We start from the raw sequence: 23169 nt of genomic DNA, 5'->3' as shown, positions 1-23169 counted from the left end.
ACCGGCCGGTTCGCCAGATTTTACTTGATTGCGTCCCAAGACTTCTGGACACCGGCTGCGACATCGGCCGCGGACTTGCCGCCAACGAAGTCGATCATGCCGGTCCAGAACGCGCCCGCACCGATCTTGCCCGGCATCAGGTCCGAACCGTCGAAGCGGAACGTCGTTGAATTGAGCAGGATTTCGCCCTGCTTCTTCATCGGCGCGTTGGCATAGGCTTCCGGATTGGCGCTCTTGTACGGCGTCAGGAAGCTCGTCTGCGCCATCCAGACCTCATGCGCGATCGGCGTCTTGAGGAACTCGATGAAGGCGCGGGCGGCCGGCGTGTCCTTGGTGATCATGGCGAGCGTGCCGGCACCGAGAACCGGGTTGCCGAGTTCCGGCTTGCTGGCATAGGGCGGCATGTAGAAGAAGTCCGCATCCTCGCCGACGACCGTGCCTTCCGGGAAGAAGGACGGGATGAACGACGCCTGGTGGTGCAGGTAGCACTTCGGCGGAGAAGCGAAGAGACCCTTCGGGCTGTCGCGGAAGTCCGTGGAGGCAACGGCCGCCGCCCCGCCATCGACAAACTTGTCGTTCTTGGCGAACCAGCCGAATTCATCGAGTGCACCGGTCACGGCGGCATCGGTGAACGGGATCTGGTTGGTGACCCACTTGTCGTAGGTTTCCGGTGTTGCCGTGCGCAACATCAGGTCTTCGACCCAGTCGGTCGCCGGCCAGCCGGTGGCACCGCCGGAGCCCAGGCCAATACACCAGGGCGTGCCGCCATCGGCGACGATCTGCTCGGTCAGCGCCTTCAGGTCTTCCATGGTCTTCGGCACTTCGTAGCCGGCGTCTTCAAAGTTTTCCGGCACGTACCAGACGAGCGACTTTACGTCGATCTTGTAGGGGAAGGCGAAAAGCGCTGCGTTGCCGTCCTTGCCCTTGTAGGTCGAAAGATCGACCCAGGACTGGCCGGCGGCGTAATTGTCGAGCAGCCATTTCTGGGTCTCGTCACCGAGCGGCGAGAGATAACCCTTGGAGGCGAGGTCGGCGATCAGGCCGGGCTGCGGGAGGATGGCGACATCCGGCGGGCTGCCGGCCTGCGTGTCGATGACGATCTGCTGTTCGTAGTTTTCCGAGGAGGAGTACTTGATCTCGACGCCCGTCGCCTCGGTGAAATAGGCGTAGACGATCTTGAAGAGCGCCTCGTCCTCACCGCGCCAGGGGCCGAAAATGGTCAGCGTCTGGCCCTTGAGGTCATGGCCCTTCTTGAAATCTTCAAAACTTTGCCAGTTGAACTTGGAATCTTCGCCGGGCTTGAACTTCAGATCAGCCGCAGCAGCGCCACCCGCCATCAAAAGTGCGAGGGCAGCCGTCATCAAAAACGTCTTTTTCACCTGATTTGCCTCCCATAGCAAACCCGCCCTCTCCCGGGGCAGGCATTCTCTAAAATACCCCAAAATTCAAAGCGCTTTGGATTTCCTTTCATCCCATTTCCCCCTCGCCCTCGTCAAGTCCCCCGAATCGATTCGGTGCGAAATCGCCAATCATGACGCGGTGCAGCGTAGTTTTGCGGCGCAAAACGGTCAAATCCGCTTTTCCTCAAGGATTTGCTGATGCTAGATGCCAAAACGCTTTGGACAAAAATAAACCTCGACATTCAAAGCGCTTCGGCTGTTTCAAGAAAGCTAAGCATGTGAATCTCAAGCAATTATCGCAGTTGCTGGGCCTGTCTCAGACAACCGTGAGCAGGGCACTGAACGGATATCCGGAAGTCAACGCGGAAACGCGCCAGCGCGTGCTCGATGCCGTCCGGGAGACCGGATACCGGCCGAACCGTGCTGCCCAGAGGCTTGCAACGGGTCGTGCGGGCTCGATCGGCCTCGTCATGCCGACAGCGGATGGCATCGAGTCAGACGTGCATTTCGGTGAATTCCTGGCGGGCCTCGGCGACGAGGCGGTCAAGCACGACTTTCATTTCGTCATCAATCCGAGCCATCCGGACGAAGAGGTGGCGACCTGCCGGCGGCTGGTCGCAAGCGGCAATGTGGACGCCCTCTTCCTCGCCTATATGCGCGAGAAGGATCCGCGCATCGCGATGATGAAGACGCTGAAGACACCGTTCGTCGTGCATGGCCGCTCGATCGGCGTGCCGAACGACTATCCGTTCCTCGACATCGACAATACCGGCGCCTTCTACGATGCCGCGCGTCTGCTCGTGCAACTCGGCCACCGGCATTTCGCGCTGCTCAACGGCCCGGACTATCTCGCCTTCTCGATCCGCCGCAAGAAAGGCACCGCGCTGGCGCTTGCCGAGCAGGGCCTCGTGCTGCGCGAGGACTGCGTACAGCATTCGCAGATGACGGACGAACACGGTTTTCACGCCATGGAGCGCTTTCTGCGGCTCGAAACACCGCCGACGGCCGTGCTCTGTTCCAGTACGGTTCTGGCGCTCGGCGCCGTGCGGGCAATCAACCAGGCGGGGCTGAAGCTCGGCGAGGACATTTCCCTGATCGCCCACGACGACGTCCTGCCGATGCTGAAGCCGGAGAACTTCATGGTGCCGCTGACGACGACCCGCTCGTCGCTACGCGCCGCCGGCCAGCGCATCGCCCGCCGCCTGATCGCCGGCATCCTCCAGATCGAGACGCTGCCGCAGCAGGAATTGTGGAAGACCGACCTGATCGTGCGCGCCTCGACCGGGCCAGCGCCGGCCGGGAAATGAAAAAGGTGCCCGTCGGGCGCCTCGGAACTGCATTCGAGGTTTGCAAACCTCTAGCGGGACCTGTTCTCCTCAGAACTTCGGCGGCGCGTTGCCGGCCTTGCGGTAAGCGGCGATCACGGTGTTGGCCATCAGCATGGCGATGGTCATCGGGCCGACACCACCAGGGACGGGCGTGATGGCACCGGCAACCTTGGCGCATTCGTCGAAGGCGACGTCGCCCACCATGCGCGACTTGCCCTCGCCCTTCTCCGGTGCCGGAATGCGGTTGATGCCGACGTCGATAACGGTCGCGCCTGGCTTTACCCAATCGACCTTCACCATTTCCGGGCGACCGACGGCAGCGACCAGGATATCGGCAGTGCGGCAGACGGCGGCGAGGTCCTTGGTGCGCGAATGGGCGGTCGTGACGGTCGCGTTCGCCGCAAGCAGCAATGCAGACATCGGCTTGCCGAAGAGATTGGAACGGCCGACCACCACGGCATTCAGGCCGGAAAGATCGTTGCCGTGTGTGCGGCGCACGAAGACCATGGCACCGGCCGGCGTGCAGGAGACGAGGCCGCCATCGAGATCACCAGTCGCCAGCTTGCCGGCATTGACGACATGCAGGCCGTCGACGTCCTTCTCCGGCTTGATCGACTGGATGATCGGATCGGAATTCAGATGTTTCGGCAAAGGCAGCTGAACGAGGATGCCGTGAACGGTCTCGTCGGCATTCAGCGTCTCGACGAGTTGGGCGAGTTCTTCCTGTGTCGTCTCCTCCGGCAGCGTGTGCTGGATGGAGGTGAAGCCGCATTCCTTGGCCATGCGGCTCTTGGAAGAGACATAGGCGTGGCTTGCCGGATCATCACCGACGATGACGACGGCGAGACCGGGTTTTACCCCCGTCTCCTTCTCCAGGGTGGCGGTTGCGGACTTCACAGTGTCAATCACGGAAGCGGCAACCTGCTTCCCATCGATAATGGTGGTCACATTTCTCTCCCTGAATGCGGTGCGACCACTCTATCGGAGCGGCCGCGCGACGGAATGGCCTTTTAACGCCCTATGCTGTCCAAAACGGATAATTTCAAGCGCCTCCCGCCGGAAACAACCTGCCCAATTTATTAACACCCGCTTTCCTGTCAGCCATGACAGGGCACTGCGGTGGCATGAAGGAACCTTTCAAGGCGAAGAAAGAGTCCTTTTTTGAAGCACGGCGTGCAAATATTTTCGCGCCTAGATAGGTGATTGACGTCCATGGCGCCCCTATAATTTCAATATATATCAATGGTTTACATATCTGAAAACCCGCATGGTTAGCACACCGTGAATGGGGTCGCCGACCTTTTAAAGAATTCCTTAAAAGCCCTTTCAGGGGGAATTGCTAAATCCGCTGACAGCAGCACAAGCATTGCGGGAGCAGCATGAAGCCCTTTCCCACTCTATTCATCGAATGCACTGCCCGGCAGACCATGATGGTCGTCGGGGCTGGCCTTCCTGCGCTTGCGGTCGCGGTACAAGGAACTCTGCCATGAACCTCGCGTCAGGTAACATCGTCGCCTCGCAGCGTGACATTCTGGGTCTGCCGGTCTGCGAACTGGATTGGGCCGACGCCTTCGCCTTTGCCGAAGAGGTCGCGACCATGCCCTTCGGCCAGACCGTCATCGCCTTCATCAACGCCAACAATGCCAACCTGATGATGCGCGACCCGGACTACCGCGCCGTGCTCGAACGGCAGGTCGTCTTCCCGGACGGCCACGGCGTCGACATCGCCTCCATGGTGTTCCATGGCCGCAAGTTTCCGGCAAACCTCAACGGCACGGATTTCGTGCCGGCACTGCTGACCTATATCACCCGCCCGATGCGCGTCGCCCTGATCGGCACCCGCAAGTCGACGTTGATGCGCGCTGCAGAAAACTTCCGCCAACACGCCCCCTGGCACGAATTCATCCCGATTTCCGACGGCTTCTTCGACCGGGAAAAGTCCGACGAGATCATGGAGCAGGTTCGCGACGCCAAGGTAGACATCCTGCTGGTTGCCATGGGCAGTCCTGCGCAGGAAAAATGGATCGACCGGCATGTCGGCCCCGGCCATGCACGGCTGGTTCTCAGCGTCGGCGCGCTTTTCGATTTCGTTGCCGGCGACGTACGGCGGGCACCGCTCGGCATCCGCCGGCTCCGGCTCGAATGGCTCTACCGGCTCCTCCAGGAGCCGACACGGCTGTGGCGGCGCTACATTCTCGGCAACCCGGTCTTCCTGTATCACGTCATGCGCTACAAACTGTCGGGGATGGTGGTGAAGCGTCGCCAGGACGATACGGCAAAAGCCGGCCTGCTCTGAAGCAGCCGGCTTTCCCGAAGATAGTCATGCGTCATAAGAACGGCGGGCTTCAGTGCCCGCCGCTTTTTTCCGTCTGCTGGCCGGCCGGAACCTCGCCCTTGAGGAGGTTCACGCCTTTCTTGGGCGCCGGATCCTGCACCGAAGCGGTGGTAATGTAGTCGATCTGCTCGACATAGACCTCGGCGATGACTTCGGCGCCAAACCGACGGTTCAACCCTTCTTTCACAACGCCGCGAAAAGCGTCGAGATCGAAACTTCCGGTGTCCGCCACGTCGATCATCTTCTTGCCGACGAGCAGCGTGTAAAGCTCGTCGGTGATCATCTGTGGCAAAGGCACGACCTGCTTTGCGGCAAGCTCCTTGTTGGCCTTGTAGGCGAGTTTGGTCAGCAGGTAGCCATGGACGCCACCCTCGCCGATCACCGGCACGGTCGTCGTATAGCCCGTCACGAACTCCATCGCGGCCTCGCGCGCGGCGGCTTCCGTATCCACCTTGGGTGCCGAGGCCATCTTCAATGAGAAATAGACCGAGGCAAGCGTGATGACGAGGATCCAGACGCCGGTGCCGATGAGCTTGATCATGTGCCGTAGCCCAGCCGGAACTGTTCCTGCGAGTAGGTGCCGTCAGCCTCGAGGTCCTGCACCGCATTCTTCAGGATGGTGACCACTTCACGCACGGCGTCCAGATGGGCGGACACGCGCTGCGCATTGGTGGCGAGCTTTTCACGCACGCGGCCGAGCTGCGGCGAGAAGCTGGCCGGAACCTCGTCAGGACGCACGTCGCGCGTCAGCATGGAGAGTTCATAGAGGCAGCGGCTCTTGTGGGCGTTCGAGGTCGGCAGGTCGAATTCGGGATCGTTGCCTATATTGTCGTTCTCGTTGTCGATGATCGTCTCAAGCCGGCCAAGGACGGTGCGGATTCGGATTTCGTTGCTAGCCTGTTCCATTTTGTTGTTCTCCGCTTACGCTTTGGTGTCTTGTTCGTTGATGCCCGGCGTCAGATCGGCGAAGACCTTGCGCTGCAGAGCATCAACCATGCCGGTGGCGACACGGTCGGTATTCTTGTCCTTTTCGGGAGAAGCGGCGCCGAGGCCGCTGCTCTTGGCAAGGCTTTCGGCAATGCCGATGCCGCCGCCCTTGGATAGCGCTTCGCCGAGCTGGTCGGCCATCATGCCGCGCCACATCTCGCCGGCTGTGCCCTTGCCGTAAATCTCTTCGCTTTCGGCCGGCATCATGGATTTCACGAAATTCTGCAAAACCATGGTTTCGAACTTGCGCATATGTTCCGGCACGACCTTGCCGCCCACGGCGGAAACGCCGGCAGACGCATGGCTACTCGCCGAATCCCGGTTGAGAATGCCGACGGCGGCCTGGAAACCGGCGCCCGCTTCGGCAAGGCTCGTCGCCTCGAAGGCGGCCTTGTTCGATTTCAGCTTCGCCTGCGCTTCCTGAACCAGGGTCGGATCGGCAGCGCGCACGACATCGAGCACCAGATCACTGGGGGGAGAAATTGCCACGTCTAGAGCCTTTCAGGTGAATCCTGCGCGCCGGACCCGTCCTCATGGCGGTTCGCCGGCTTCTGACTGTTTGGACATCCGGTTTGCCCGCGCCACACAAGCGGCCGCTTCGGTAAACCTCTTCATCGTCCGGATGCGACTATCGCTGCTCAACCTTACGGGAGGCTGGTGGCAAATGACGATGCCGTGACGAGGGCAGCAGCGAAATCCATTTTGACGCAAGCTTGATAAGGCGTCGGTAAATCGCCTTGTCTTACAGGAGCTTGCAGAAAACCTTATTCAGCGTTGCCCTTGTAAGCGATGTGCTGATCGATGAGATCGTAGATCGCGTCGTCCGCAGCCTCGCGATCCTCGGCGCTGCGGGCTTCTTTCCTGTGCTCGTCCATGCGGTCGCCCTTGGTGCGTTCACGCACCACGCGCATCTCGTGCATCTGCTGCACGTTGGCCAGCATCTGGTCCTGTTGCTGCAGTTTGCTGTGCTGGCTGGAATAGTGCTTGGAAAAGCTTCTGTGCACCGGATTGAGCGAATTGATCGCCTCGGCGACGGCATCCATGGTCTGGGCCACCTCCTCGCGCTGGCGGGTGGTGCTGGCCAGATCAATCTCCGCCATCTTCTCGAGATGGCGCTGCACGTTGACGAGGCGTTTCAGCTTTTCGGAACGGCTTTGCGCCATCGTCACTCTCCCCTGAAGACCGGAATGAAGCCTGCCGCGAAAATCTCGAGCAGCGAGGAAACGCCGAAATAGAGCAGGAACAGGCCGCCCATGATGATGAAGGGCAGCGAGACGAAGTAGATCGGGATCTGCGGCGCCAGCTTGTTGACGAGGCCAACGGAGACGTTGAACACCAGACCGTAGAGAATGAAGGGGCTCGCCAGCCTGAGCATGATCATGAAGGTCTGGCTCAGCGTATCGGTGAGTGTGATCAGCGCGCTCTGCGGATTGAAGCCCGCACCGAGCGGCATGACGTTGTAGGATTCGATCAGCGCCCTGAGAACGACGTGGTGGAAATCCAGCATGAAGAGCACCAGCAGGCCGGCAAAAGACAGCAGGTTCGTCAGCTGGTTTTCGGCGGTGTCTTCCAGCACGTCCGGCGTCGGCGGCGCGTTGAAGCCCATCATCATGGTCAGCACCGTGCCGGCGAATTGCAGGCCGAGCACGTAGTAGCGGGCGATGAGGCCGATGACCGCGCCGGTCAGCGTCTCGAAGACGATCAGCGTCAGGTAGCTGGCAATCGAGCCCGATGATGCACGCGGATAGATCGTATCCCACAGGATCGGCAGCACGCCCATGGAGATCGCCACCGCCAGGAGAAGCCGGATCTGCACGGAAAGGCGCGCCGAGGAAAAACCCGGCAGCAGCATGAAACACCCGCCGACACGGCAAAAGGCGGCGAACAGCGCCAATACCGTGCCCTGCGGATCCGTTATCATGAAATGGAGCCGAGGATCTTGATCTCGATGCCCTTGGCGAGCTCGACATGCGAGAGAACCGGCAATGTGGCGAAGAGGCGCTCGATGATCATGCGTACATAAGAGCGGGATTCGGGCGACGTGACCAGTACAAACGGGGTGCCGCGGTCGAGAAACTCGCGGATAACCCGGGTCGCCTGCTCGGAAAACTCTTCGAGTTGGCGCGGATCGATATCGAACTCGACGATTTCGCCCTTCGAATCGCGCTTCAGCGCCTGGTGGAAGACCATGTCCCACTTGTTGCCGAGGCGCAGCACAGGCAGCACGCCATTGTCCGTGAGGTCGCCGCAGATCTGCTGCGCCATGCGGATACGGACATGTTCGACGATCTGCTCGGTCTTGCGGACATGCGGCGCCAGTTCGGCAACCGCTTCCAGAATGAGATGCAGGTTGCGGATGGAGACGCGCTCGGCGAGCAGCAGCTTCAGCACGGCCTGCAGGCCGGAATAGGACATGTGCGACGAGCAGATCTCGTCGGCAAGCTTGCGGTATTCCGGATCGAGACGCTCGATCAGCACCTTGACGTCCTTGTAGGACAGAAGCTGCGGCAGGTTGTTGCGGATGACTTCGGACAGATGCGTCAGCACCACCGACACGTTGTCGATCGGGTGGAAGCCTTCGCGGCGCAGGTCGTCGGCAAAGGTTTCGAGGATCGAGACGGCCGGCATGCCGAAAGCGGGTTCGCGGATATCGTCGCCCGGTACGCTCGGCTTGCGGCCGCCGCCGGTGACGACCAGCACTTCACCGACACGCACGATGTTCGATGCGATCGTCGTGCCGTGAATGCGGATCTGGTAAGACTTGTCGGGGATCGAGATGTCGTCGGAGACCTTGATTTCCGGCACGACGAAGCCGTATTGCCCGGCGAACTTCTTGCGCATCTTGCCGACGCGGAAGGCAAGCTCCTGGTGGGCGCCGAGCAGGCGCGTGGAGACCTGCTTGCCGAGCAGGAGCTCTATTTCAGCGGTCTTCAGCACCGACTTGACCGAATCCTTCTCCTGATCGCGCGTCTGCTGGACCTGCTGGGCCTCCTGATCACGCTTGATGCGGTTTTCCGCTTCGATACGGCGCGGGATGACCCAGGCGCCGAAGGCCATGAGGCCGCCCAGCGCCATGAAGGGGAAGAACGGCAGACCTGGAATGACGGCCAGCAGCATCATCAGGCCGGACGCAACGAACAGCGCGCGCGGGTAGCCAGAGAGCTGGTTGACGACGGCCTGGTCTGTGGAGCCGGCGGTGCCGCCGCGCGAAACGATAAGGCCGGCGGCAAGCGAAACGATGAGGGCCGGAATCTGCGAAACCAGACCGTCGCCGACGGACAGCTTGACGAAGACGTCAGCCGCCTCGCCGAGCTCCATGCCGTGGCGGAAATAACCGATGATGATGCCGCCGAAGACGTTGATGGCGGTGATGAGCAGGCCGGCGATCGCATCGCCGCGCACGAACTTCGACGCACCGTCCATCGAACCGAAGAAGGAGCTTTCCTCTTCCAGCTCGCGGCGGCGCAGCTGCGCCTGCTTCTCGTCGATGAGGCCGGCGGAGAGGTCGGCGTCGATCGACATCTGCTTGCCGGGGATGGCGTCAAGGGTGAAACGCGCGCCGACTTCCGCGATACGCGTCGCACCCTTGGTGATGACGATGAAGTTCACCACGATGAGGATCATGAAGACGATGATACCGATGACGAAGTCACCGGACATGACGAGGCTGGCAAAACCGGCGATCACGCCACCCGCCGCGTCATGCCCCTCGTTGCCGTGCGAAAGGATGACGCGCGTCGTCGCGATGTTGAGCGCGAGGCGTATCATGGTCGCGATCAGCAACACGGTCGGGAAGGACGAGAATTCGAGCGGTCGCTGGATCCACAGCGAAACCATCAGGATCAGCACGGAGAAAGCAATGGAAAACGCCAGGCCGATATCGATCAGGAAGGGCGGAATCGGCAGGAAGAGGATCGACAGGATCGTCAGGATGCCGATGGCGAACGCGATATCGCGGCCATTTGGGCTGACCTTCGGAATATTGATTGCCGGTACTTGCGCCATCTGAATGCTTCCCGTCTCGTCATGAGAGGCTGCGGCGCGTCACACGCACCGCCCATTTCACCCCATGACCTACAGGCCGAAGCTTGCGCGAAGGTTGGGAAAACCGGCTAGAAGCCGCTTTCTATCCGGGAAAAGACGAGATCGGTAAAAATGGAGATCTGGGCGCCGATGAAGGGGGCCGAGATGGCGATCGTCACGAAGATCGCGAGGATTTTCGGCACGAAGGTGAGGGTCATTTCCTGCACCTGGGTCAGCGCCTGCACAAAGGCAATGGCGACGCCCACGATCATGGCGGCGAGCACGGCCGGGCCGGAGGCCGCGATGACCGTCCAGATGGCTGCCTGCGCTATATCGAGGGCGTCTGCCTCATTCACGTCTTGGTATCGCTTTTTCCGTCGCTGATCTTCACGCCCGGCCCGATGACGAGCGTCTTGCCCGAATCAAGCTTCGCGACAATGCCGTCATTGTATAGTGTGACTTCCTTCACCACACCAGTGATCTTGCCGTCTTCGCTGGTCACGGTGCGGCCGATCACGGAGTTGGCTTCCTGCAGCGACGTGCGCTGGAGCAGGCTTTCCAGGTTCTTGTTCGTCTTGATGGTCTGCTCGACCTGCGAGAAGGTCGCAAGCTGCGCCATCTGCTGGGTCGCGTCCATCGGCTCCGTCGGATCCTGGTTCTTCATCTGCGCGACGAGCAGCTTCAGGAAGCTCTCGTAGTTCAGCGTCGCGGTCTTCTCGTCCGTGCCGGAATCGGCGCCGGAGACCGAGGGCGTATAGGGCGTGTTGGCGCTCGATGCGGCGCCGACGGGCGTTACCATGGTGCGATCTCCCTGCGGATCTGCTCGATCGTGGCCGGCGCCATTTCGTGGTTGTTAAGGATGCGATCCTCGAGCGGGTAGAGCCCGCGGATAGCCTTCAGCGCTTCGAAGACGCGGTCCTGGGTGACGAGCGCATCGACGCGCTTCAGTTCGGCCAGAACCTCTTCGTTCTTGAAGCAGGAGAGCAGCATGATGACCGACTTGCGGAACATGGCGATCGACTGTTCGGCGCCCTCCGGGTTGATCAATGCCATCTGCGCGATGAAGTAGAGCTGGCGAAGCGGCGTCGTCGCCTGTTCCGGCTGGAGAACGTGGTTCTCCAGGAGGAATGTGACATCGTTCAGGAACTCGACCGCTACCTTGCGGTCGACCCTCAAAACAGCGCCGTTGACGAAAATGCGCTCACCGGACTTCAGGGATATACGCAGGGTACTTTTCATTTGATGCCATCCTTGATGATGGTGGTGATGTCGATGATGCCCTGGAAGTTCGTCGATTCGCGTTTGCGGATCTTTTCGATTTCCTTGAGAATCCAGATTGCAATGGAGATAAGATTGGCCCTCAGCTCGTCTTCGAGCTGGTTCTCCGGGTTTCCGAGGTCTTCGATGAAGCGGATCCAGACGCGGCGTGTGAAGTAAATGGCCTCCACCGCCTCCTTGCCGTAGTTGCCGCCATCGGACGCCATTGCCGTCTTGAGGAGCGCGATCGAACGGTCGAGAACCTGTCGTTCCCGATCTTTCGAGACGGCGACGCCCTCCTCCATGATCTCGGCATATGAAAACTGGTACATTCAGACATCCTTCATGTGTGTCCGTACCCTCTGGTTCATCAGAGGTAATTCAGCAGGCTCAGGTTCTGGATCCTCGACGTCAGCGTGTAGGCGAGCGAAAGCTGCGATTCGAGCGTGGTGACACGCGTGGCCGCCTCGTAGGTATCGATACCTTCCATGTCCTTGATGCTGTTGCTCAGAATGGTGATCTGAGCACTGAGCGAGGTGTTGGCCTGCGCAACGCGCGCTTCGGAGATGCCGAGCTTGCTGCGCTCGCCGTCAATGCCGGAAATCGCCCGGCCCATGTAATCGATCGACGCGTCGCTGACGACCTTGCGCGCGCTTTCGCTGATGTTGAGCGCCAGCAGTTCCTGCCCCAGCACGAGGCCGAGTGCCATGTAGCGCATGCCGTCCGCGTTGGTGTTGGTCGAACTCTGCACGGTCTCCGATGTGCTGACGCGGCTTTCCATGTTCTCGCTGGAAGCGTTCGACCAGTCGTTCTGCCAATCCACGCTCGTGAAGCTCGCTTCGAGGGTGTCGATGAAGGACTGCATGTCCGCCGGATCGATGGTGGCGACGGCGTTGTCATCCTGGTCGAAGCCGAAATGCGCGAGGAAGGCCGCGTCGAATTCAGCCTTGGCGTCGGAAACCGGCGATTCCTGGAAATAGTCGTTGAGCGGCATCACGTCGGAATTGATGCCGGCGAAGAGATATTCGCCGCTGAAGGAGGTGTTTGCAGCAGCAGTGAACGTCTGGAGGGCGCTGCCGAGGTTCTTCTGCGCCAACTGCAGCTGATCGGCGGAGGTGATGCCGGAGAGCGCGATCAACACGCCCATGGCGTCGTTCGCCGCCGTCGACATCGTGCCCAGGGATTCCTGCGAGGCGGAGAGGCGCTGCGTGGTAAGCGCGTTCGTGCTTTTCAGCGATTCCATGCGCTGGAGATCGCGGTGCAGGTTGAGCGTGCGTGCGGTCTTGGCGCCGAGGACAGCACCGACGTCCGAATGACGCCCGGTGACGCTTTCCTCCTGGACTTTCAGCATCTCCTTCTGCGCTGTGGCCACGGTGAGCCGCATCGCATTCTGAAGGGACATGTTCGAAACGAAAGAAGCCTTCATACCTTAGCCCGCCGCTTGGAGAAGCGCCGCGATCATCTCATCGACCGCTGCCACGAGTTTCGCTGACGCTTTGTAGGACTGCTCGAGGTCGAGAAGCAGCGCCAGCTCCTCGTCGAGGCTGACGGCGGTCACATTGAGGAGGGCTTCCTGGGTGCGGCCGAGAAGCGCCGACTTGTCGTCGCCCGCCGTCGTCGCCGCACTGCGAAGCTGCTCCACCCAGCCGACCGACGACGTGCCGAAGGCGAGGATGGTTGCCGACGCGTCGATCGCGGCCGCCGGATCGAAGGTCATCGGCGCCTCGAAGGCGGAGGCATACCCGTTCAGCAGCTCCGAAAAGCTCGCATTGTTGTCGACGTTGTAGTTGGTGTTGATGCCGTCGCGGAGCAGCATCGGATTGCCGCCCTCGTTCGAAATGACATCGGGGTTCACGCGGATGACGGTCGAGAGGCCCGGATCCGTCAGCGCCGGCAGGCCGTTGCTGATGAACAGGCCTTCGTCAGTGCCCTCGGAGAACATCGTGATGACGCCGCGGGCGATTTCATCGAGCTGCTTCTGGAAGGTCGGTGCTGCGTGGTCGCGGATCTGCAGGAGTGCCGCTATCGAGCCCTGGGCGCTTGTGTTGCCGCCAGTACCCGCCTGGACGGCGACGCCGTCGATATAGACCTGGTTGCCCGTCACGGCCGCCGTATAAGTCGGCGTCGGTGCGAAGGTCACCGTGCGTGCAACGGTTTCGAAGAGCACGGTGCCGTCGCTCGTGTAGAGCGCGAGATCGTTGTTCGACCGCCTCATGGTGCTGACGCCGACGATCGATGAGATCTGGGTCAGCAGCTTGTCGCGCTGGTCGAGCGCATCGTTGACGTCCGTACCGGCAGCGGTGCCCTGCTTGACCTGATCGTTGTAGGTCTTGAATTCCCCGAGCAGGCGGTTGAGCTCCGTGACCGAAGTCGCGATGTCCGAATCCGCCTCGGCGCGCAGCTTCTGCAACGCCTGAGACGTGGTGTTCAGCGCATTGGCGACGTCGATCGCATCCGCCACCACCGTCTCGGCGAGCGAGACTTCGTTCGGCTTGTCGGCGAAGGTCTGGAGATTGTCGCGCAGCTTAGCGAGATAGGTGGACGGGGCGAGTTCGTAATCCTCGCCGCCGAGCATCGTCTTCATTCGCGTCAGGCCGGAAAGCAGCGTATCCTGCCCGGCGGACTTGGAGATGCTGAGCAGATTCTGCTTCAGCAACGCCTCGTTCTGGGCACGCTGCGTTTCGACAACCGAGGCGCCGGTCGCCGCCGTGGCGAGGATCGCCGAGCGGCGGGCGTAGGCCGTGTCGCTTGCATTGGCAATGTTCTTCGACGCGACGGCGGATTGCAAGCCGACGTTGGAGAAACTGGACTGAGCAGTCTTCATTGCTGCTGAAAGCGACATCGTTGCTACCTAACTCTGGAATGCGCGCGGGTTTAAACCGCCTTATCTCTTGAGGTTGACGAGGACTTCCATGAGTTCCGAGCCGGTCTGGAAGACCTTCGAGTTCGCCGTGTAGTTACGCTGCGACTCGATCATGCTTGTCAGCTCTTCGGCGATGTCGACATTGGAGTCTTCCAGCGCGCCGGAGATGATGCTGCCGTAACCGTTGGTGCCGGCATAACCCATGACGACGACGCCGGATTCGTTGCTCTGCGAATAGACGTTGCCGGGCAGCGGCTTCAGGTTGTCGGGGCTCTGTACCGAAGCCATGGCGATGCGGTACTTCGGCGTCAGTTCACCGTTGCTGTACTTCAGCGAGACGACGCCGTCGTCGCTGATTTCGTAGCCGGTTACCTTGCTGGCGCCGTTGCCGTCGATCTTACCGTTGGACACGTCGAAGGCGGAGGCGAGCTGGCTCGAACCACCAATGCTGATGGAGAGTGCATTGAGGTTTGCCCCATCGAGGGTTTGCGCCGTCGTGGTGATCGTCGCCGGTGACGGCGTCAGAAGCTTGCCCTGCGAATCGAAGGTCATTGCAATGGGGGTGCCACCTGCCAACACCGAGGTGCCGTCATAGGTCGCGTCGACCGACCAGGCATTGTCGCCGGTTTTCGTGTAGGTGAATTCGATCAGGCGCTTGTTGCCTTGGCTGTCATAGGCGACGAGCGAGGTCTTCTTCTCGTAGCCATCCGGTTCGTTGGACGGCAGGTTGACGTCGAGCGCACCGGCGGTCGAACCCTTGGCGTTCAGCGCGCTGGACGACAGGTTGATCTGCTGCAGGCCGTCGAAGCCGTTGACGACGATCGTCGGGTCCTCGGTCGAGGAATATTCGTAGCCCATCAGCGTGTAGCCGGCGGAGTTCTGCAGCGAGCCGTCATCCATCATGGTGAAGGCGCCGGCGCGGGTCATGTATTCCTGGCCGTCCGTGCCTTCGACAATGAAGAAGCCCTTGCCGTTGATGGCAAGATCGGTCGAAGAGGTCGTGTAGGTGAAGGTGCCCTGCGCCGAGATGGAGTAACGCACATCCGTGGTGACGCCACCCGAATTGTAGGCGCCGCCCGTCGAAGGCAGAATCAGGGAGGAGAACTGGGTCGAGGCCTTCTTGTAGCCCGTCGTATTCGCGTTGGCGATGTTGTCGGCAACGGTGCTCAGGCGATTTGCCTGTGCGTTCATGCCGGAAACACCCGTTCTCATCGTGCCGTAAAGACTCATGTCATATCCCCGTTCGTCTCGTACTTCGACCCTATGGGACGGGCCTTGCGTGAAGCTGGCTGCCGGGGTCCGCCTTCCCCGCCAGCCGGCGATCCTGATCTCAGTTCTGCCAGTCGATGCAGTAGCCAAGGAAACGCTTGGAATCGATCGGATCGAAACCGAGCTTCTTGCGCAGTTTCTTGCGCAGCTTGCTGATGTGGCTTTCGACGACGTTTTCCTCGACGTCCTCGTCGAAGATTCCGTAGATCGCGTTGAAGATCTGGGTCTTGGAAAGCCGGCGGCCGCGGTTGGCGACCAAGTATTCCAGGATGCGTCGCTCGCGGCGCGGCAGCGGGAAGACGTCGTCGTTGATTTCCGGATCACGACCATCCGAGAAGACGCGGATCGGGCCGATTTCGGTGAAATTGGTGAGCGCTTTCAGGCGCCGCCGGATGGCCGCCGCACGGGCCAGAATTTCCCGGGGATGCACCGGCTTGCGCACGACGTCATCGACGCCGCTGTCAAACAGCGCAAGGGTGTTTTCGAGAGAATGTGTATCGCTGACCGCGATCACCGGGGCCTGGGAGCGATCCCGGATGGCCCGGGGCAGCTCCATGCCGAGCTGGCCCTGACCGATCAGGAACGCCTCGACCGCATCGATGTCCGAATCGGCAGCGGTGTTGACCCACTCGCCGAATTCACGGGGATCGAACCCCGTCGAGGGCACGCCCTCGCGACCAAAAAGAGAAGTATAGCCGTCTTTCACGAGCTCGCGCTCATCAACCACTACGATCATTCGTCCGCCTCCGAATCAGTGTGGTGCTTCGTTCGGGCAGTGGTACGAATCGGGCGATTCCCGGGCAACTAGAGGAAGTGACTGGGGGAATTTAATAATTGATTAAGAATTGCGTGCCGATTTGGTCTACATATAGTAGGACTTATCGACTTCGGCCACAATTTTATGGTGGAAAAGTTAACAAAGGTTAACGACCCGCCTTGCCGTTCCGAAACATGGCGCATTTTTGCCACATTGCGGCACAGATTCCGGAAGGAAAAAATTCAACTTTTAGTCGAATTATTGACAGAACTGCTTCGCGTTCTGAGTCCAGCTTCCATAGCCGGTTGCGACCAGGTTGGCGATCACCCGGCAGACATATCGCTTTTGCGCCGGATCGTTATTTGGCCCGGCATGATACCTTGCAACAGCCATCGTCCAGGTCTCGTGCCGGGCATGAAGGCGCGCCAGGAACGCCGCCGCATATTCGACGTTCTTGCGGGGGTCGAACATCTCCGCCGGCGAGGTGAACTGGTCGCCGTGGAAGTGGTGATTGATCTGCATGCAGCCGAGATCGATCAGCTTGGCACCGCGGGCACGCGCCGCCTCGAAGGCCTGCAGGGCATCCTGCCGGTCCTGGCCGAAGAAGGCCTTGCCCTCGATATTCATGGCATAGGGCTGCAACGAGCCCTTGCGGCCGGTCTCGGTGAGACCGACCGAATAGAGGATCCCGGCGGGGATATCGTATTTGGCCGCGGCAGCGAGAATCTCCCGCTCGCAGCTGCCGACGGCGGCTTTCGCGTCAGAGGTAGACGCCGCCAGAACGCAGAGACTGGCCGCCAGCGAGGCCAGCAGCGTTGTCGGACGTGGTGCCTTCATGGGATGCTTCCTCGCGTGCGAAACTGCGTGCTGCCTGCCCCTCGGCGCTCTGGCGGCCATTGCCGCCTTCGCGAGCCTGCGGCTGGCTAGAGAACTGCGGCTGTTGTTGCTGTTGCTGGCTCTGCCCGTCGCCCTGCTGCGTGCCTGAGTTTCTGTCGGCCGGGGTAAACTGAACGCTGACCTGGTCGACGGCGAAGCCCTGGTCGCGCAGCGCCTTGACCATGGCATCCTGATCGTCGCTGAGCTGGCGGTAGGCCTCAGCCGTTTGCACCTGCAGCGAGACGGTCAGTTCGTCGCCATGCAGTCTCAGCGTCGCCGTGACGAGGCCAAGCTCGATCGGGTGCATCTGGATCTTCAGCGTGTTGACGACCTTGCCGGTCATGGCCTCATGCGGTTGGAGGAGGCTGCCGGTCGAGCTGAGCGACGCCGCCCAGGACGGATCCTGCGTGAGCGCCGTCGTCACGGCCGCCGAGTTGCCCGTCGACGCAAGGCCGATATACCGGCGTGCATCGACCACCGTGACCGTCTCGCCCTTCGCGCCGGTCGGATTGGCGTCACGAACGGCCGCGCGTTCACCATCGGCGGAAATGCTCATGTCGACGTCGCGGCCCTTGCCGTCGGCCCGGATAAGCCGGAAGAGCTGATCGGTATCGGATTCTGACTTGGCTGCGGCCGTCTCGACGGCGGCAGCATCGGCATGCGCTCCATCCGCCAATGCCGAGGAGGCATCGGCGTGGGCATTGATCCCGCCCTTCACGTCGCCATCCGGCTGCTCGTCGCCATTCTGCTCACCTGCCGCAACCGCTGCCGCGGCCGCCTGGCCGTTGGCCATGACCTGCGCGACGGCATTCGGAGCGGTTAGAAGTGCCAACAGATTGCCGACGTCGGCCGTGCTGCCGGTGCTTGGTACAGCGCCGGCTTCGGCATCGGCATCGGGTACCTTGTCGGATTTGAGGTCAGTGGACTCGGCCTTGGTCCTGCCCTGTGTCTCGGTACGCGGTTTCTCACCCGGCTTGTCCGCAAGATCGTGGAATGCGACAGGCTTCTCGTCAAAGGCCCTGTCCGTTTTCGCGATTGGGTCGGCATCAGGTCTCGCGGAAACCTGCGCGGCGGTCTTCGTCCCGCTGTCTGCATCCGCTTGACCACCGGTTGCTTTCCCGCCGTTTTCGGCCACAGCCTTTTCGCCGGGTACAGCATTCCCACGCACGGTCTCACCGGGTTCGGCCTTTAAGCCGGCCAGCTCATCGGACGTGGCAGCAGCCTTATCGGCAGCCTTTTCGGCGCCGGCCCGGCGCAGCACTTCGGCAATAGCCGGCAGGCTCGAATTCGACGTCCTGATCCGCGTGTCGCCGGCCTGCTCGGTCGATATGGAGCGCGCCGCAGTGGCACTGACGGGGATCGAGAGGTTTGCGCCCTTGCGGCCGCCCTCGCCTCCCCGTCCGGCAAGGTTTGCCACGGTGCTGGCGAAATCGCCACTTTTGGGGGCGGTTTCCGCGGTCTTCGCGTGTCCTGCCTTGTTCTTTGCCGACGCCAGGTGCGGCGCGGCGCCCAAAATTCCGTTCGCGGTGTTGCTCAACTGCCTTCTCCTTTCAAGAGCGCGTCGATCTCGTCGAGCTTGGACCGACCACTCGATACGAATGTATCGAACGTCGGATCGATGCCCGCTTCTGCCGCCTGCTCTTTCTTCTTCTTGTCCGGCTCGGCGGCGGTAGCGACCGGGGTCTCCTCCGCGCCTGCCTGCGGATCCATCGACCGCTCCGTCGTTTCCGCCTCATTCAGGCCTGCATAGGACGCATCCTCGGGCTGTTCCGGTACGGCAACGGCCTCCGTTTCGGCCAGCGACGCCTGTGGTGCGCGCAGGACTTCCTCAGCCACCGCCTTGGCCGCAGCCTTCAAGGCGCGATCCTTCTCCGAAAGCTTGTCATCCGGAATGGCGATGATGGATTCCATCGCAGACGAGACATCGCCTGAAGGAACCGAGGCCAGTCCGGAATAGAGATCGGCCAGCACCCGCGGCACGCTTTCGCCGTCCTCGGACAGCATCTGGGCGCGTTCGGCGGCAAGCGAAGCGAGCTTGTTCTTGCCCGAGATCGCGGCGAGCCGCGCCATGCGCAGATAGACTTCCCGCTGCCGCGGCACATCCATGAAGGACAGGACCTCGAGAATATCCTCTTCCTTGATCGCCTCGAAATGATCGACGGCGAGCTTGACGAAGAGGTCGGCGAACTGGCTGGCATAGGGCGAGCGCAGGTAGCGCCGCGCGTAGCGGTTCGCATAGACCATGCTCTTGTCGATCCAGCCGGCCTCACTCGTCACATAGACGGAGCGGCGCAGCGCCGCCTCTTCGACGATCGTGCCGGGCGCCACCAGCCGCGCCCAGTCGAAATAGGTCAGCGCCAAGGCGGGATCCTTGCGGATGACCGAATTGGCGGAAACCAGCGCCAGGTAGGGACCAACGCGCGCACGCTTGTATTCCGGAAAGATTTCGGCCAGCGACTTCACGCTCTGGCTGCCGCGGCCACCCAGATAGCTGCGCAGGGCGTCGGTGATGCGGGAATCGAAATGGCCGCCGACATCCCTTTTTATGAGGAGTTCCAGCGTCTCCGGATTGCCGCCGCTCATGGCATAGATGAGTGCTGCATCGACATTGCGCGGGTCATCGAAAATCGCGGCGTCCGCTGTACGAAACCGCTCGTCGATGGTGGACAGCAGAAAGCGCTGCATCTCCATTGCGGAATGGTCGCCGAGCGCCACCGTGTCCTGCACATATTGCAGCGAACGGATCATCTTGTAGGGCGCGAGATCGTCGAGATTCTCCGCGCAGGCGGGCACCACGGCAGACGCGATGCCGCAAAAGACCGTACCCATCATAAGCAGGCGCCGCAACAGACCCATGGCGTCAGCCACCTTCCGTCTGAATGAGGATTTCGATGCGACGGTTGGCGTCGGCCATCGGATCGTCCTGGACCTTGAGGCGCCGGTCAGCAAAGCCCGTTACCTGGCTCACGCGCTTTTCTTCAAGGCCGCCGCGCACCAGCATGTAATAGGCGCTCTGCGCACGGTCCATCGAGAGCCGCCAGTTGTCGTTCTTGCCACCGGCGAATGGACGGGCGTCCGTATGGCCACGGATCGCGATGGCGCCCGGACGGCTTCCGAGGATCTTGCCGATCTTCTCCATCGCCAGCACCATGTCGCGCTGGGGCACAGCCGAACCGATGTTGAACATGGGCGTATCGAGCTGGTCGGTCAGGCTGACGAGCAAGCCGCCTTCGGCCGGCGTGACCGTCAGGCCTTCCGCGAGCTTGCCGAGGGTACCGATTTCCTTGTTAATCTGCTTCTTCAGCTCGTCGGCTTCCTTGTCTTCCTTGGCCTTGGCGTCCTCGGTCGCAGCCTGCTCCGCTTCGGCCTTTGCGGCTTCGGCCTTTTCCGCCTCGTCCTTGGCAAGCGCCTCTTGAACGGTCTTGCCCTCGCTGCCGGCGCTCGTCGCCTGCGAGATATCAACCTGCTGCGTCCAGAAGTCGGGGTCGAACGGATCGCGATAGGCTTCGCCGCCGCTGGCACCGGTGGACGGGCCGGAATTGGCAGCACCGCCCTCGCCCTTGGCGCTCACATTCGCCTGCTGGCCGACTTCCTGCGCAATTTCAGAAAGCACGGAATAGGGGTTCTCGAAGAAATTGGCCTCGGAATACTGGGTTTCCTCGCCGGCCGTGGTCTTCTCGTCCTTGCCGCTTTCCGCGCCGTTGCCGCTCGCCTGCTGCTGGCCCTGTTCCTTGGATTTGTCCTGCGTCGCCTCACCTTCGGCACTGTTGGCCGGCTTCTTCACCGATTTGTCGGCCGGCTTGTCGTCGGTCAGCTTGATCGGGTTGAAGTAGGACGCGACGGAAGCCTGCGTCTTCTCGTTGGCGGCATTGACAAGCCACATCACGAGGAAGAACGCCATCATGGCTGTCATGAAGTCGGCATAGGCGATCTTCCAGGCGGCCGAATGATGGTCCCCCTCATGATCGGCATGTCGCTTGACGATGATGATCTCGTTCTTGCCGTGGTGATGATTTTCGCCTTCGCTCATGCAAGCACCTTGCGTACGGTGTCAGCCCAGGCCGCCATCCGCGTTACCAGGACGGTTTCGCTGAACTCCACCGTCAAATCGACATCCTGCATTTCGACATGCTTGAAGACCGGCATGTTATCCTCGAAATGCGATTTTAACTGTTCGAAGAGGTTTGCCGGCCCCTTCACCGTAACCGTAATACCTTCGCCACCCGCAAGACCTTCCGTGATCATGCGCGCGAGATCGGCAACTGCGCCCTTGGTGAGCACAAGGCTCATGATGGGCGCCAGCACCTGCGCGGCCTGGGCTGCGACGAGATCGGCAACCTCGGCGGTCAGCCCGGAGAACCGTTTGGCCAGTGCGTCCGCGTAGTCCTGCTCGTATCGCGCCTTGAGCCCGTCAAGCTCGGCCTGATGCGCTTCCTTCAAAGCGGCCATGTCCGCTTCGTGTTTTGCGGCAAGCTCCGCCTCGGCTTCGGCGCGGCCATCGGCAAACGCCTCGGCCCGCTCCGCCGCAACATCGACTTGCGGCTCTGCGAGCGGCATTGCGAAGGGTTCGGCCTTGGCGCCGCCGTCATTCTGCATGAACGACGGGGAGGCGAAGGTCGGCGTCTTCGCGCGCGGCGGCGCGCCGAAATCCTTGAGGTAGCGGGCGAGTTGCACGCTCATGCCATGCCCTCCAGCCCTGCCGCGTGCCCGACAAACGCAAACAGCGCCCGTCGGGAACCCCGCGGACCGTTTCGACGCTCGCTCTCGTAAACACTGGAAGCTGACAACACCGCTGACCTGTCTCCTCGACACCGAGCCTTCCGGAAGGCGAAAGGCACACAATCTTCCTGATCGTGCCATTGAGCCTAGGGGTTCAAACTTGTGCGAGGATGAAGATGAAGGGTGTTGGGCCGCGCCAGGGCAAATCGCGCGGCCCAACCGCCCGCCTCGGCCGATGACCCCGGCCGGGCGGAAGCAAGATCGTCCTGCCCTTACTGACGGAAGAGCTGGAGGATGTTTTCTGCGCTCGAATTGGCGATCGAGAGCGACTGGATGCCCAGTTGCTGCTGGGTCTGCAGCGCCTTCAACCGCGTCGATTCCTCGTTCATGTCGGCATCGACGAGACGCCCGATGCCCTTGTCGATCACGTCGCCAAGCGATGCGACGAAGCTCTCCTGCATCTCGATGCGCTTGGTGATGGCGCCGAGCGTGGAGGCGGCGTTCGTCAGGTCCTTGAGGATGAAATCCGTGACGCTGATCATGCCGTCGATTTCTTCGTAGGTCGTATCCGCCTTGAGCTGGACGACGCCATCGGCTTCGGGATCGTCCATGTCGATGATGGAGTACGGACCAAAGGCCGGCGGATCCGGCATGACGTCGGCAAGATCGATAGGCTTGGTGAGGTAACCCTGCTCCGGCGTCTCAATGTCGATCAAGACGGAGTTCTCTGTATTGAAGTCGAGCGTGGTCACCTTGACGTTGCCGTCGGCGCTGCGCACGAAGGAGGCGACGACGGATTTTATGCCGAGTGCTTCGTCGCCCGTATTGTAAAGCCAGTTCTCGCCGGAGAACGAGGCCGACTGGGCAGCCGAGATGAGCTGGTTCTTCAGCTCCTTGATTTCATCATTGATCTTGGTCTTGTCGACGCCCGGCTCACGCGCGGCGACCAGCTTCGCCTTGATCTCGCTCATCACGTCGATGACGCTTTCCAAGGAGGTATAGGCGGTATCGACCTTGGCGGCACCGAGGCCAAGTGCGTCGGCGACGGTGGAGATGGCGCGGTTGTCGGAGCGCATGGTGGTCGCGATCGACCAGTAGGCTGCGTTGTCGGCGGCAGTTTCGACGCGCATGCCGGAGGAGACGCGCGCCTGCGTCGTCTCGAGGCTGTTGTCGATCGAACGGAGAGTCTGCAACGCGGCCATAGCGGCGGAGTTGGTCAAGATGCTGGTCATTGGCATTTGCCCTGAATAAGTGATTGTCGGGGACATGCCGGAGTAAAGGCGGGGGACCGGTAACGATGGGAGGCTTCATGCAACCGACGCCGCTCGTTTGCCCTGGGCGTCAGTCCATCGTTC

The 23169-nt window shown here is 61.3% G+C and carries 24 protein-coding genes; 2 read left to right on the top strand and 22 right to left on the bottom strand.

What is annotated here, in order from left to right; translation table 11 throughout:
• Positions 1-20 precede the first annotated feature (20 nt).
• Entirely contained in the window at positions 21-1361 is a 1341-nt protein-coding gene (locus AC1RT2_RS23765; protein WP_493105900.1) for an ABC transporter substrate-binding protein, read from the bottom strand.
• Between the two features lie 317 nt (positions 1362-1678).
• On the opposite strand from AC1RT2_RS23765, the gene AC1RT2_RS23760 reads away from it, so the two are divergent.
• On the top strand, positions 1679-2707 hold the full coding sequence (locus AC1RT2_RS23760) for a LacI family DNA-binding transcriptional regulator (RefSeq protein WP_493105859.1): 1029 nt from the start codon (positions 1679-1681) through the stop codon (positions 2705-2707).
• 69 nt (positions 2708-2776) lie between these two features.
• On the opposite strand, the gene folD is transcribed toward AC1RT2_RS23760, so the two are convergent.
• The gene (folD, locus tag AC1RT2_RS23755) at positions 2777-3676 is read right to left on the bottom strand and encodes a bifunctional methylenetetrahydrofolate dehydrogenase/methenyltetrahydrofolate cyclohydrolase FolD (protein ID WP_493105857.1); all 900 of its coding nucleotides are present in this window, start codon (positions 3674-3676) and stop codon (positions 2777-2779) included.
• 538 nt (positions 3677-4214) lie between these two features.
• On the opposite strand from folD, the gene AC1RT2_RS23750 reads away from it, so the two are divergent.
• Positions 4215-5024: a WecB/TagA/CpsF family glycosyltransferase gene (locus AC1RT2_RS23750; protein ID WP_069059930.1), complete on the top strand. Its 810-nt coding sequence runs from the start codon at positions 4215-4217 to the stop codon at positions 5022-5024.
• Positions 5025-5073: 49 nt separating this feature from the next.
• On the opposite strand, the gene AC1RT2_RS23745 is transcribed toward AC1RT2_RS23750, so the two are convergent.
• The 20 genes from AC1RT2_RS23745 to AC1RT2_RS23650 all read right to left on the bottom strand — a co-directional run bounded on the left by AC1RT2_RS23745 (position 5074) and on the right by AC1RT2_RS23650 (position 23046).
• Positions 5074-5604, bottom strand: coding sequence for a hypothetical protein (locus AC1RT2_RS23745; protein WP_493105855.1), 531 nt, complete (start codon positions 5602-5604; stop codon positions 5074-5076).
• A complete protein-coding gene (locus AC1RT2_RS23740) occupies positions 5601-5969 on the bottom strand; it encodes a hypothetical protein (RefSeq protein WP_160857498.1) in 369 nt (122 codons plus the stop codon). The genes AC1RT2_RS23745 and AC1RT2_RS23740 overlap by 4 nt, the downstream gene beginning before the upstream one ends.
• A 15-nt stretch (positions 5970-5984) precedes the next feature.
• Positions 5985-6539, bottom strand: coding sequence for a rod-binding protein (locus AC1RT2_RS23735; RefSeq protein WP_493105853.1), 555 nt, complete (start codon positions 6537-6539; stop codon positions 5985-5987).
• Between the two features lie 275 nt (positions 6540-6814).
• A complete protein-coding gene (locus AC1RT2_RS23730) occupies positions 6815-7213 on the bottom strand; it encodes a hypothetical protein (RefSeq protein ID WP_069059934.1) in 399 nt (132 codons plus the stop codon).
• 2 nt (positions 7214-7215) lie between these two features.
• Entirely contained in the window at positions 7216-7971 is a 756-nt protein-coding gene (gene fliR, locus AC1RT2_RS23725; RefSeq protein ID WP_069059935.1) for a flagellar biosynthetic protein FliR, read from the bottom strand.
• Positions 7968-10055, bottom strand: a complete 2088-nt coding sequence (flhA, locus tag AC1RT2_RS23720) for a flagellar biosynthesis protein FlhA (RefSeq protein WP_069059936.1) — start codon at positions 10053-10055, stop codon at positions 7968-7970. Before flhA ends, fliR begins: the two co-directional genes overlap by 4 nt.
• 107 nt (positions 10056-10162) lie before the next feature.
• A complete protein-coding gene (gene fliQ, locus AC1RT2_RS23715; protein WP_069059937.1) occupies positions 10163-10429 on the bottom strand; it encodes a flagellar biosynthesis protein FliQ in 267 nt (88 codons plus the stop codon).
• Positions 10426-10872: a flagellar hook assembly protein FlgD gene (flgD, locus tag AC1RT2_RS23710; protein ID WP_493105850.1), complete on the bottom strand. Its 447-nt coding sequence runs from the start codon at positions 10870-10872 to the stop codon at positions 10426-10428. Before flgD ends, fliQ begins: the two co-directional genes overlap by 4 nt.
• On the bottom strand, positions 10866-11312 hold the full coding sequence (gene flbT / locus AC1RT2_RS23705; RefSeq protein WP_069059939.1) for a flagellar biosynthesis repressor FlbT: 447 nt from the start codon (positions 11310-11312) through the stop codon (positions 10866-10868). The genes flgD and flbT overlap by 7 nt, the downstream gene beginning before the upstream one ends.
• Positions 11309-11662 (bottom strand): flagellar biosynthesis regulator FlaF, encoded by a 354-nt coding sequence (flaF, locus tag AC1RT2_RS23700; RefSeq protein ID WP_069059940.1) that lies wholly within the window; start codon positions 11660-11662, stop codon positions 11309-11311. Before flaF ends, flbT begins: the two co-directional genes overlap by 4 nt.
• 38 nt (positions 11663-11700) lie before the next feature.
• Positions 11701-12756, bottom strand: a complete 1056-nt coding sequence (locus tag AC1RT2_RS23695; protein ID WP_069059941.1) for a flagellar hook-associated family protein — start codon at positions 12754-12756, stop codon at positions 11701-11703.
• A gap of 3 nt (positions 12757-12759) precedes the next feature.
• A complete protein-coding gene (gene flgK / locus AC1RT2_RS23690; RefSeq protein ID WP_493105847.1) occupies positions 12760-14172 on the bottom strand; it encodes a flagellar hook-associated protein FlgK in 1413 nt (470 codons plus the stop codon).
• A gap of 42 nt (positions 14173-14214) precedes the next feature.
• Positions 14215-15423 carry a flagellar hook protein FlgE gene (locus AC1RT2_RS23685; RefSeq protein ID WP_493105845.1) on the bottom strand — a complete coding sequence of 403 codons (1209 nt, stop codon included), beginning with the start codon at positions 15421-15423 and terminating at the stop codon, positions 14215-14217.
• 100 nt (positions 15424-15523) lie between these two features.
• Positions 15524-16198 (bottom strand): transcriptional activator Rem, encoded by a 675-nt coding sequence (gene rem / locus AC1RT2_RS23680; RefSeq protein WP_069059944.1) that lies wholly within the window; start codon positions 16196-16198, stop codon positions 15524-15526.
• 279 nt (positions 16199-16477) lie between these two features.
• The gene (locus tag AC1RT2_RS23675) at positions 16478-17056 is read right to left on the bottom strand and encodes a transglycosylase SLT domain-containing protein (protein ID WP_493105843.1); all 579 of its coding nucleotides are present in this window, start codon (positions 17054-17056) and stop codon (positions 16478-16480) included.
• On the bottom strand, positions 16980-18632 hold the full coding sequence (gene fliK, locus AC1RT2_RS23670) for a flagellar hook-length control protein FliK (protein ID WP_493105841.1): 1653 nt from the start codon (positions 18630-18632) through the stop codon (positions 16980-16982). Before fliK ends, AC1RT2_RS23675 begins: the two co-directional genes overlap by 77 nt.
• Positions 18629-19945 (bottom strand): chemotaxis protein MotC, encoded by a 1317-nt coding sequence (motC, locus tag AC1RT2_RS23665; RefSeq protein WP_493105898.1) that lies wholly within the window; start codon positions 19943-19945, stop codon positions 18629-18631. The genes fliK and motC overlap by 4 nt, the downstream gene beginning before the upstream one ends.
• A 10-nt stretch (positions 19946-19955) precedes the next feature.
• Positions 19956-21125 carry a flagellar motor protein MotB gene (locus tag AC1RT2_RS23660; RefSeq protein ID WP_493105839.1) on the bottom strand — a complete coding sequence of 390 codons (1170 nt, stop codon included), beginning with the start codon at positions 21123-21125 and terminating at the stop codon, positions 19956-19958.
• On the bottom strand, positions 21122-21775 hold the full coding sequence (locus AC1RT2_RS23655) for a hypothetical protein (protein WP_493105837.1): 654 nt from the start codon (positions 21773-21775) through the stop codon (positions 21122-21124). The genes AC1RT2_RS23660 and AC1RT2_RS23655 overlap by 4 nt, the downstream gene beginning before the upstream one ends.
• Positions 21776-22086: 311 nt before the next feature.
• Positions 22087-23046, bottom strand: a complete 960-nt coding sequence (locus tag AC1RT2_RS23650; protein WP_069059950.1) for a flagellin N-terminal helical domain-containing protein — start codon at positions 23044-23046, stop codon at positions 22087-22089.
• Positions 23047-23169: the final 123 nt, after the last annotated feature.

Source organism: Shinella sp. GW821-FHT11G07 (assembly GCF_058808115.1).
Note: the sequence above shows the minus strand (reverse complement) of the source record. Positions and strands in the feature narration are given on the sequence as shown.

Excerpts from the sequence above, each read along its gene's own strand:
- AC1RT2_RS23765 (WP_493105900.1), bottom strand. The coding sequence starts at position 1,361 with ATGACGGCTGCCCTCGCACTTTTGATGGCGGGTGGCGCTGCTGCGGCT.
- AC1RT2_RS23750 (WP_069059930.1), top strand. The coding sequence starts at position 4,215 with ATGAACCTCGCGTCAGGTAACATCGTCGCCTCGCAGCGTGACATTCTG.
- AC1RT2_RS23745 (WP_493105855.1), bottom strand. The coding sequence starts at position 5,604 with ATGATCAAGCTCATCGGCACCGGCGTCTGGATCCTCGTCATCACGCTT.
- AC1RT2_RS23740 (WP_160857498.1), bottom strand. The coding sequence starts at position 5,969 with ATGGAACAGGCTAGCAACGAAATCCGAATCCGCACCGTCCTTGGCCGG.
- AC1RT2_RS23730 (WP_069059934.1), bottom strand. The coding sequence starts at position 7,213 with ATGGCGCAAAGCCGTTCCGAAAAGCTGAAACGCCTCGTCAACGTGCAG.
- fliR (WP_069059935.1), bottom strand. The coding sequence starts at position 7,971 with ATGATAACGGATCCGCAGGGCACGGTATTGGCGCTGTTCGCCGCCTTT.
- flhA (WP_069059936.1), bottom strand. The coding sequence starts at position 10,055 with ATGGCGCAAGTACCGGCAATCAATATTCCGAAGGTCAGCCCAAATGGC.
- flgD (WP_493105850.1), bottom strand. The coding sequence starts at position 10,872 with ATGGTAACGCCCGTCGGCGCCGCATCGAGCGCCAACACGCCCTATACG.
- flbT (WP_069059939.1), bottom strand. The coding sequence starts at position 11,312 with ATGAAAAGTACCCTGCGTATATCCCTGAAGTCCGGTGAGCGCATTTTC.
- flaF (WP_069059940.1), bottom strand. The coding sequence starts at position 11,662 with ATGTACCAGTTTTCATATGCCGAGATCATGGAGGAGGGCGTCGCCGTC.
- AC1RT2_RS23695 (WP_069059941.1), bottom strand. The coding sequence starts at position 12,756 with ATGAAGGCTTCTTTCGTTTCGAACATGTCCCTTCAGAATGCGATGCGG.
- flgK (WP_493105847.1), bottom strand. The coding sequence starts at position 14,172 with ATGTCGCTTTCAGCAGCAATGAAGACTGCTCAGTCCAGTTTCTCCAAC.
- AC1RT2_RS23685 (WP_493105845.1), bottom strand. The coding sequence starts at position 15,423 with ATGAGTCTTTACGGCACGATGAGAACGGGTGTTTCCGGCATGAACGCA.
- rem (WP_069059944.1), bottom strand. The coding sequence starts at position 16,198 with ATGATCGTAGTGGTTGATGAGCGCGAGCTCGTGAAAGACGGCTATACT.
- AC1RT2_RS23675 (WP_493105843.1), bottom strand. The coding sequence starts at position 17,056 with ATGAAGGCACCACGTCCGACAACGCTGCTGGCCTCGCTGGCGGCCAGT.
- AC1RT2_RS23660 (WP_493105839.1), bottom strand. The coding sequence starts at position 21,125 with ATGAGCGAAGGCGAAAATCATCACCACGGCAAGAACGAGATCATCATC.
- AC1RT2_RS23655 (WP_493105837.1), bottom strand. The coding sequence starts at position 21,775 with ATGAGCGTGCAACTCGCCCGCTACCTCAAGGATTTCGGCGCGCCGCCG.
- AC1RT2_RS23650 (WP_069059950.1), bottom strand. The coding sequence starts at position 23,046 with ATGACCAGCATCTTGACCAACTCCGCCGCTATGGCCGCGTTGCAGACT.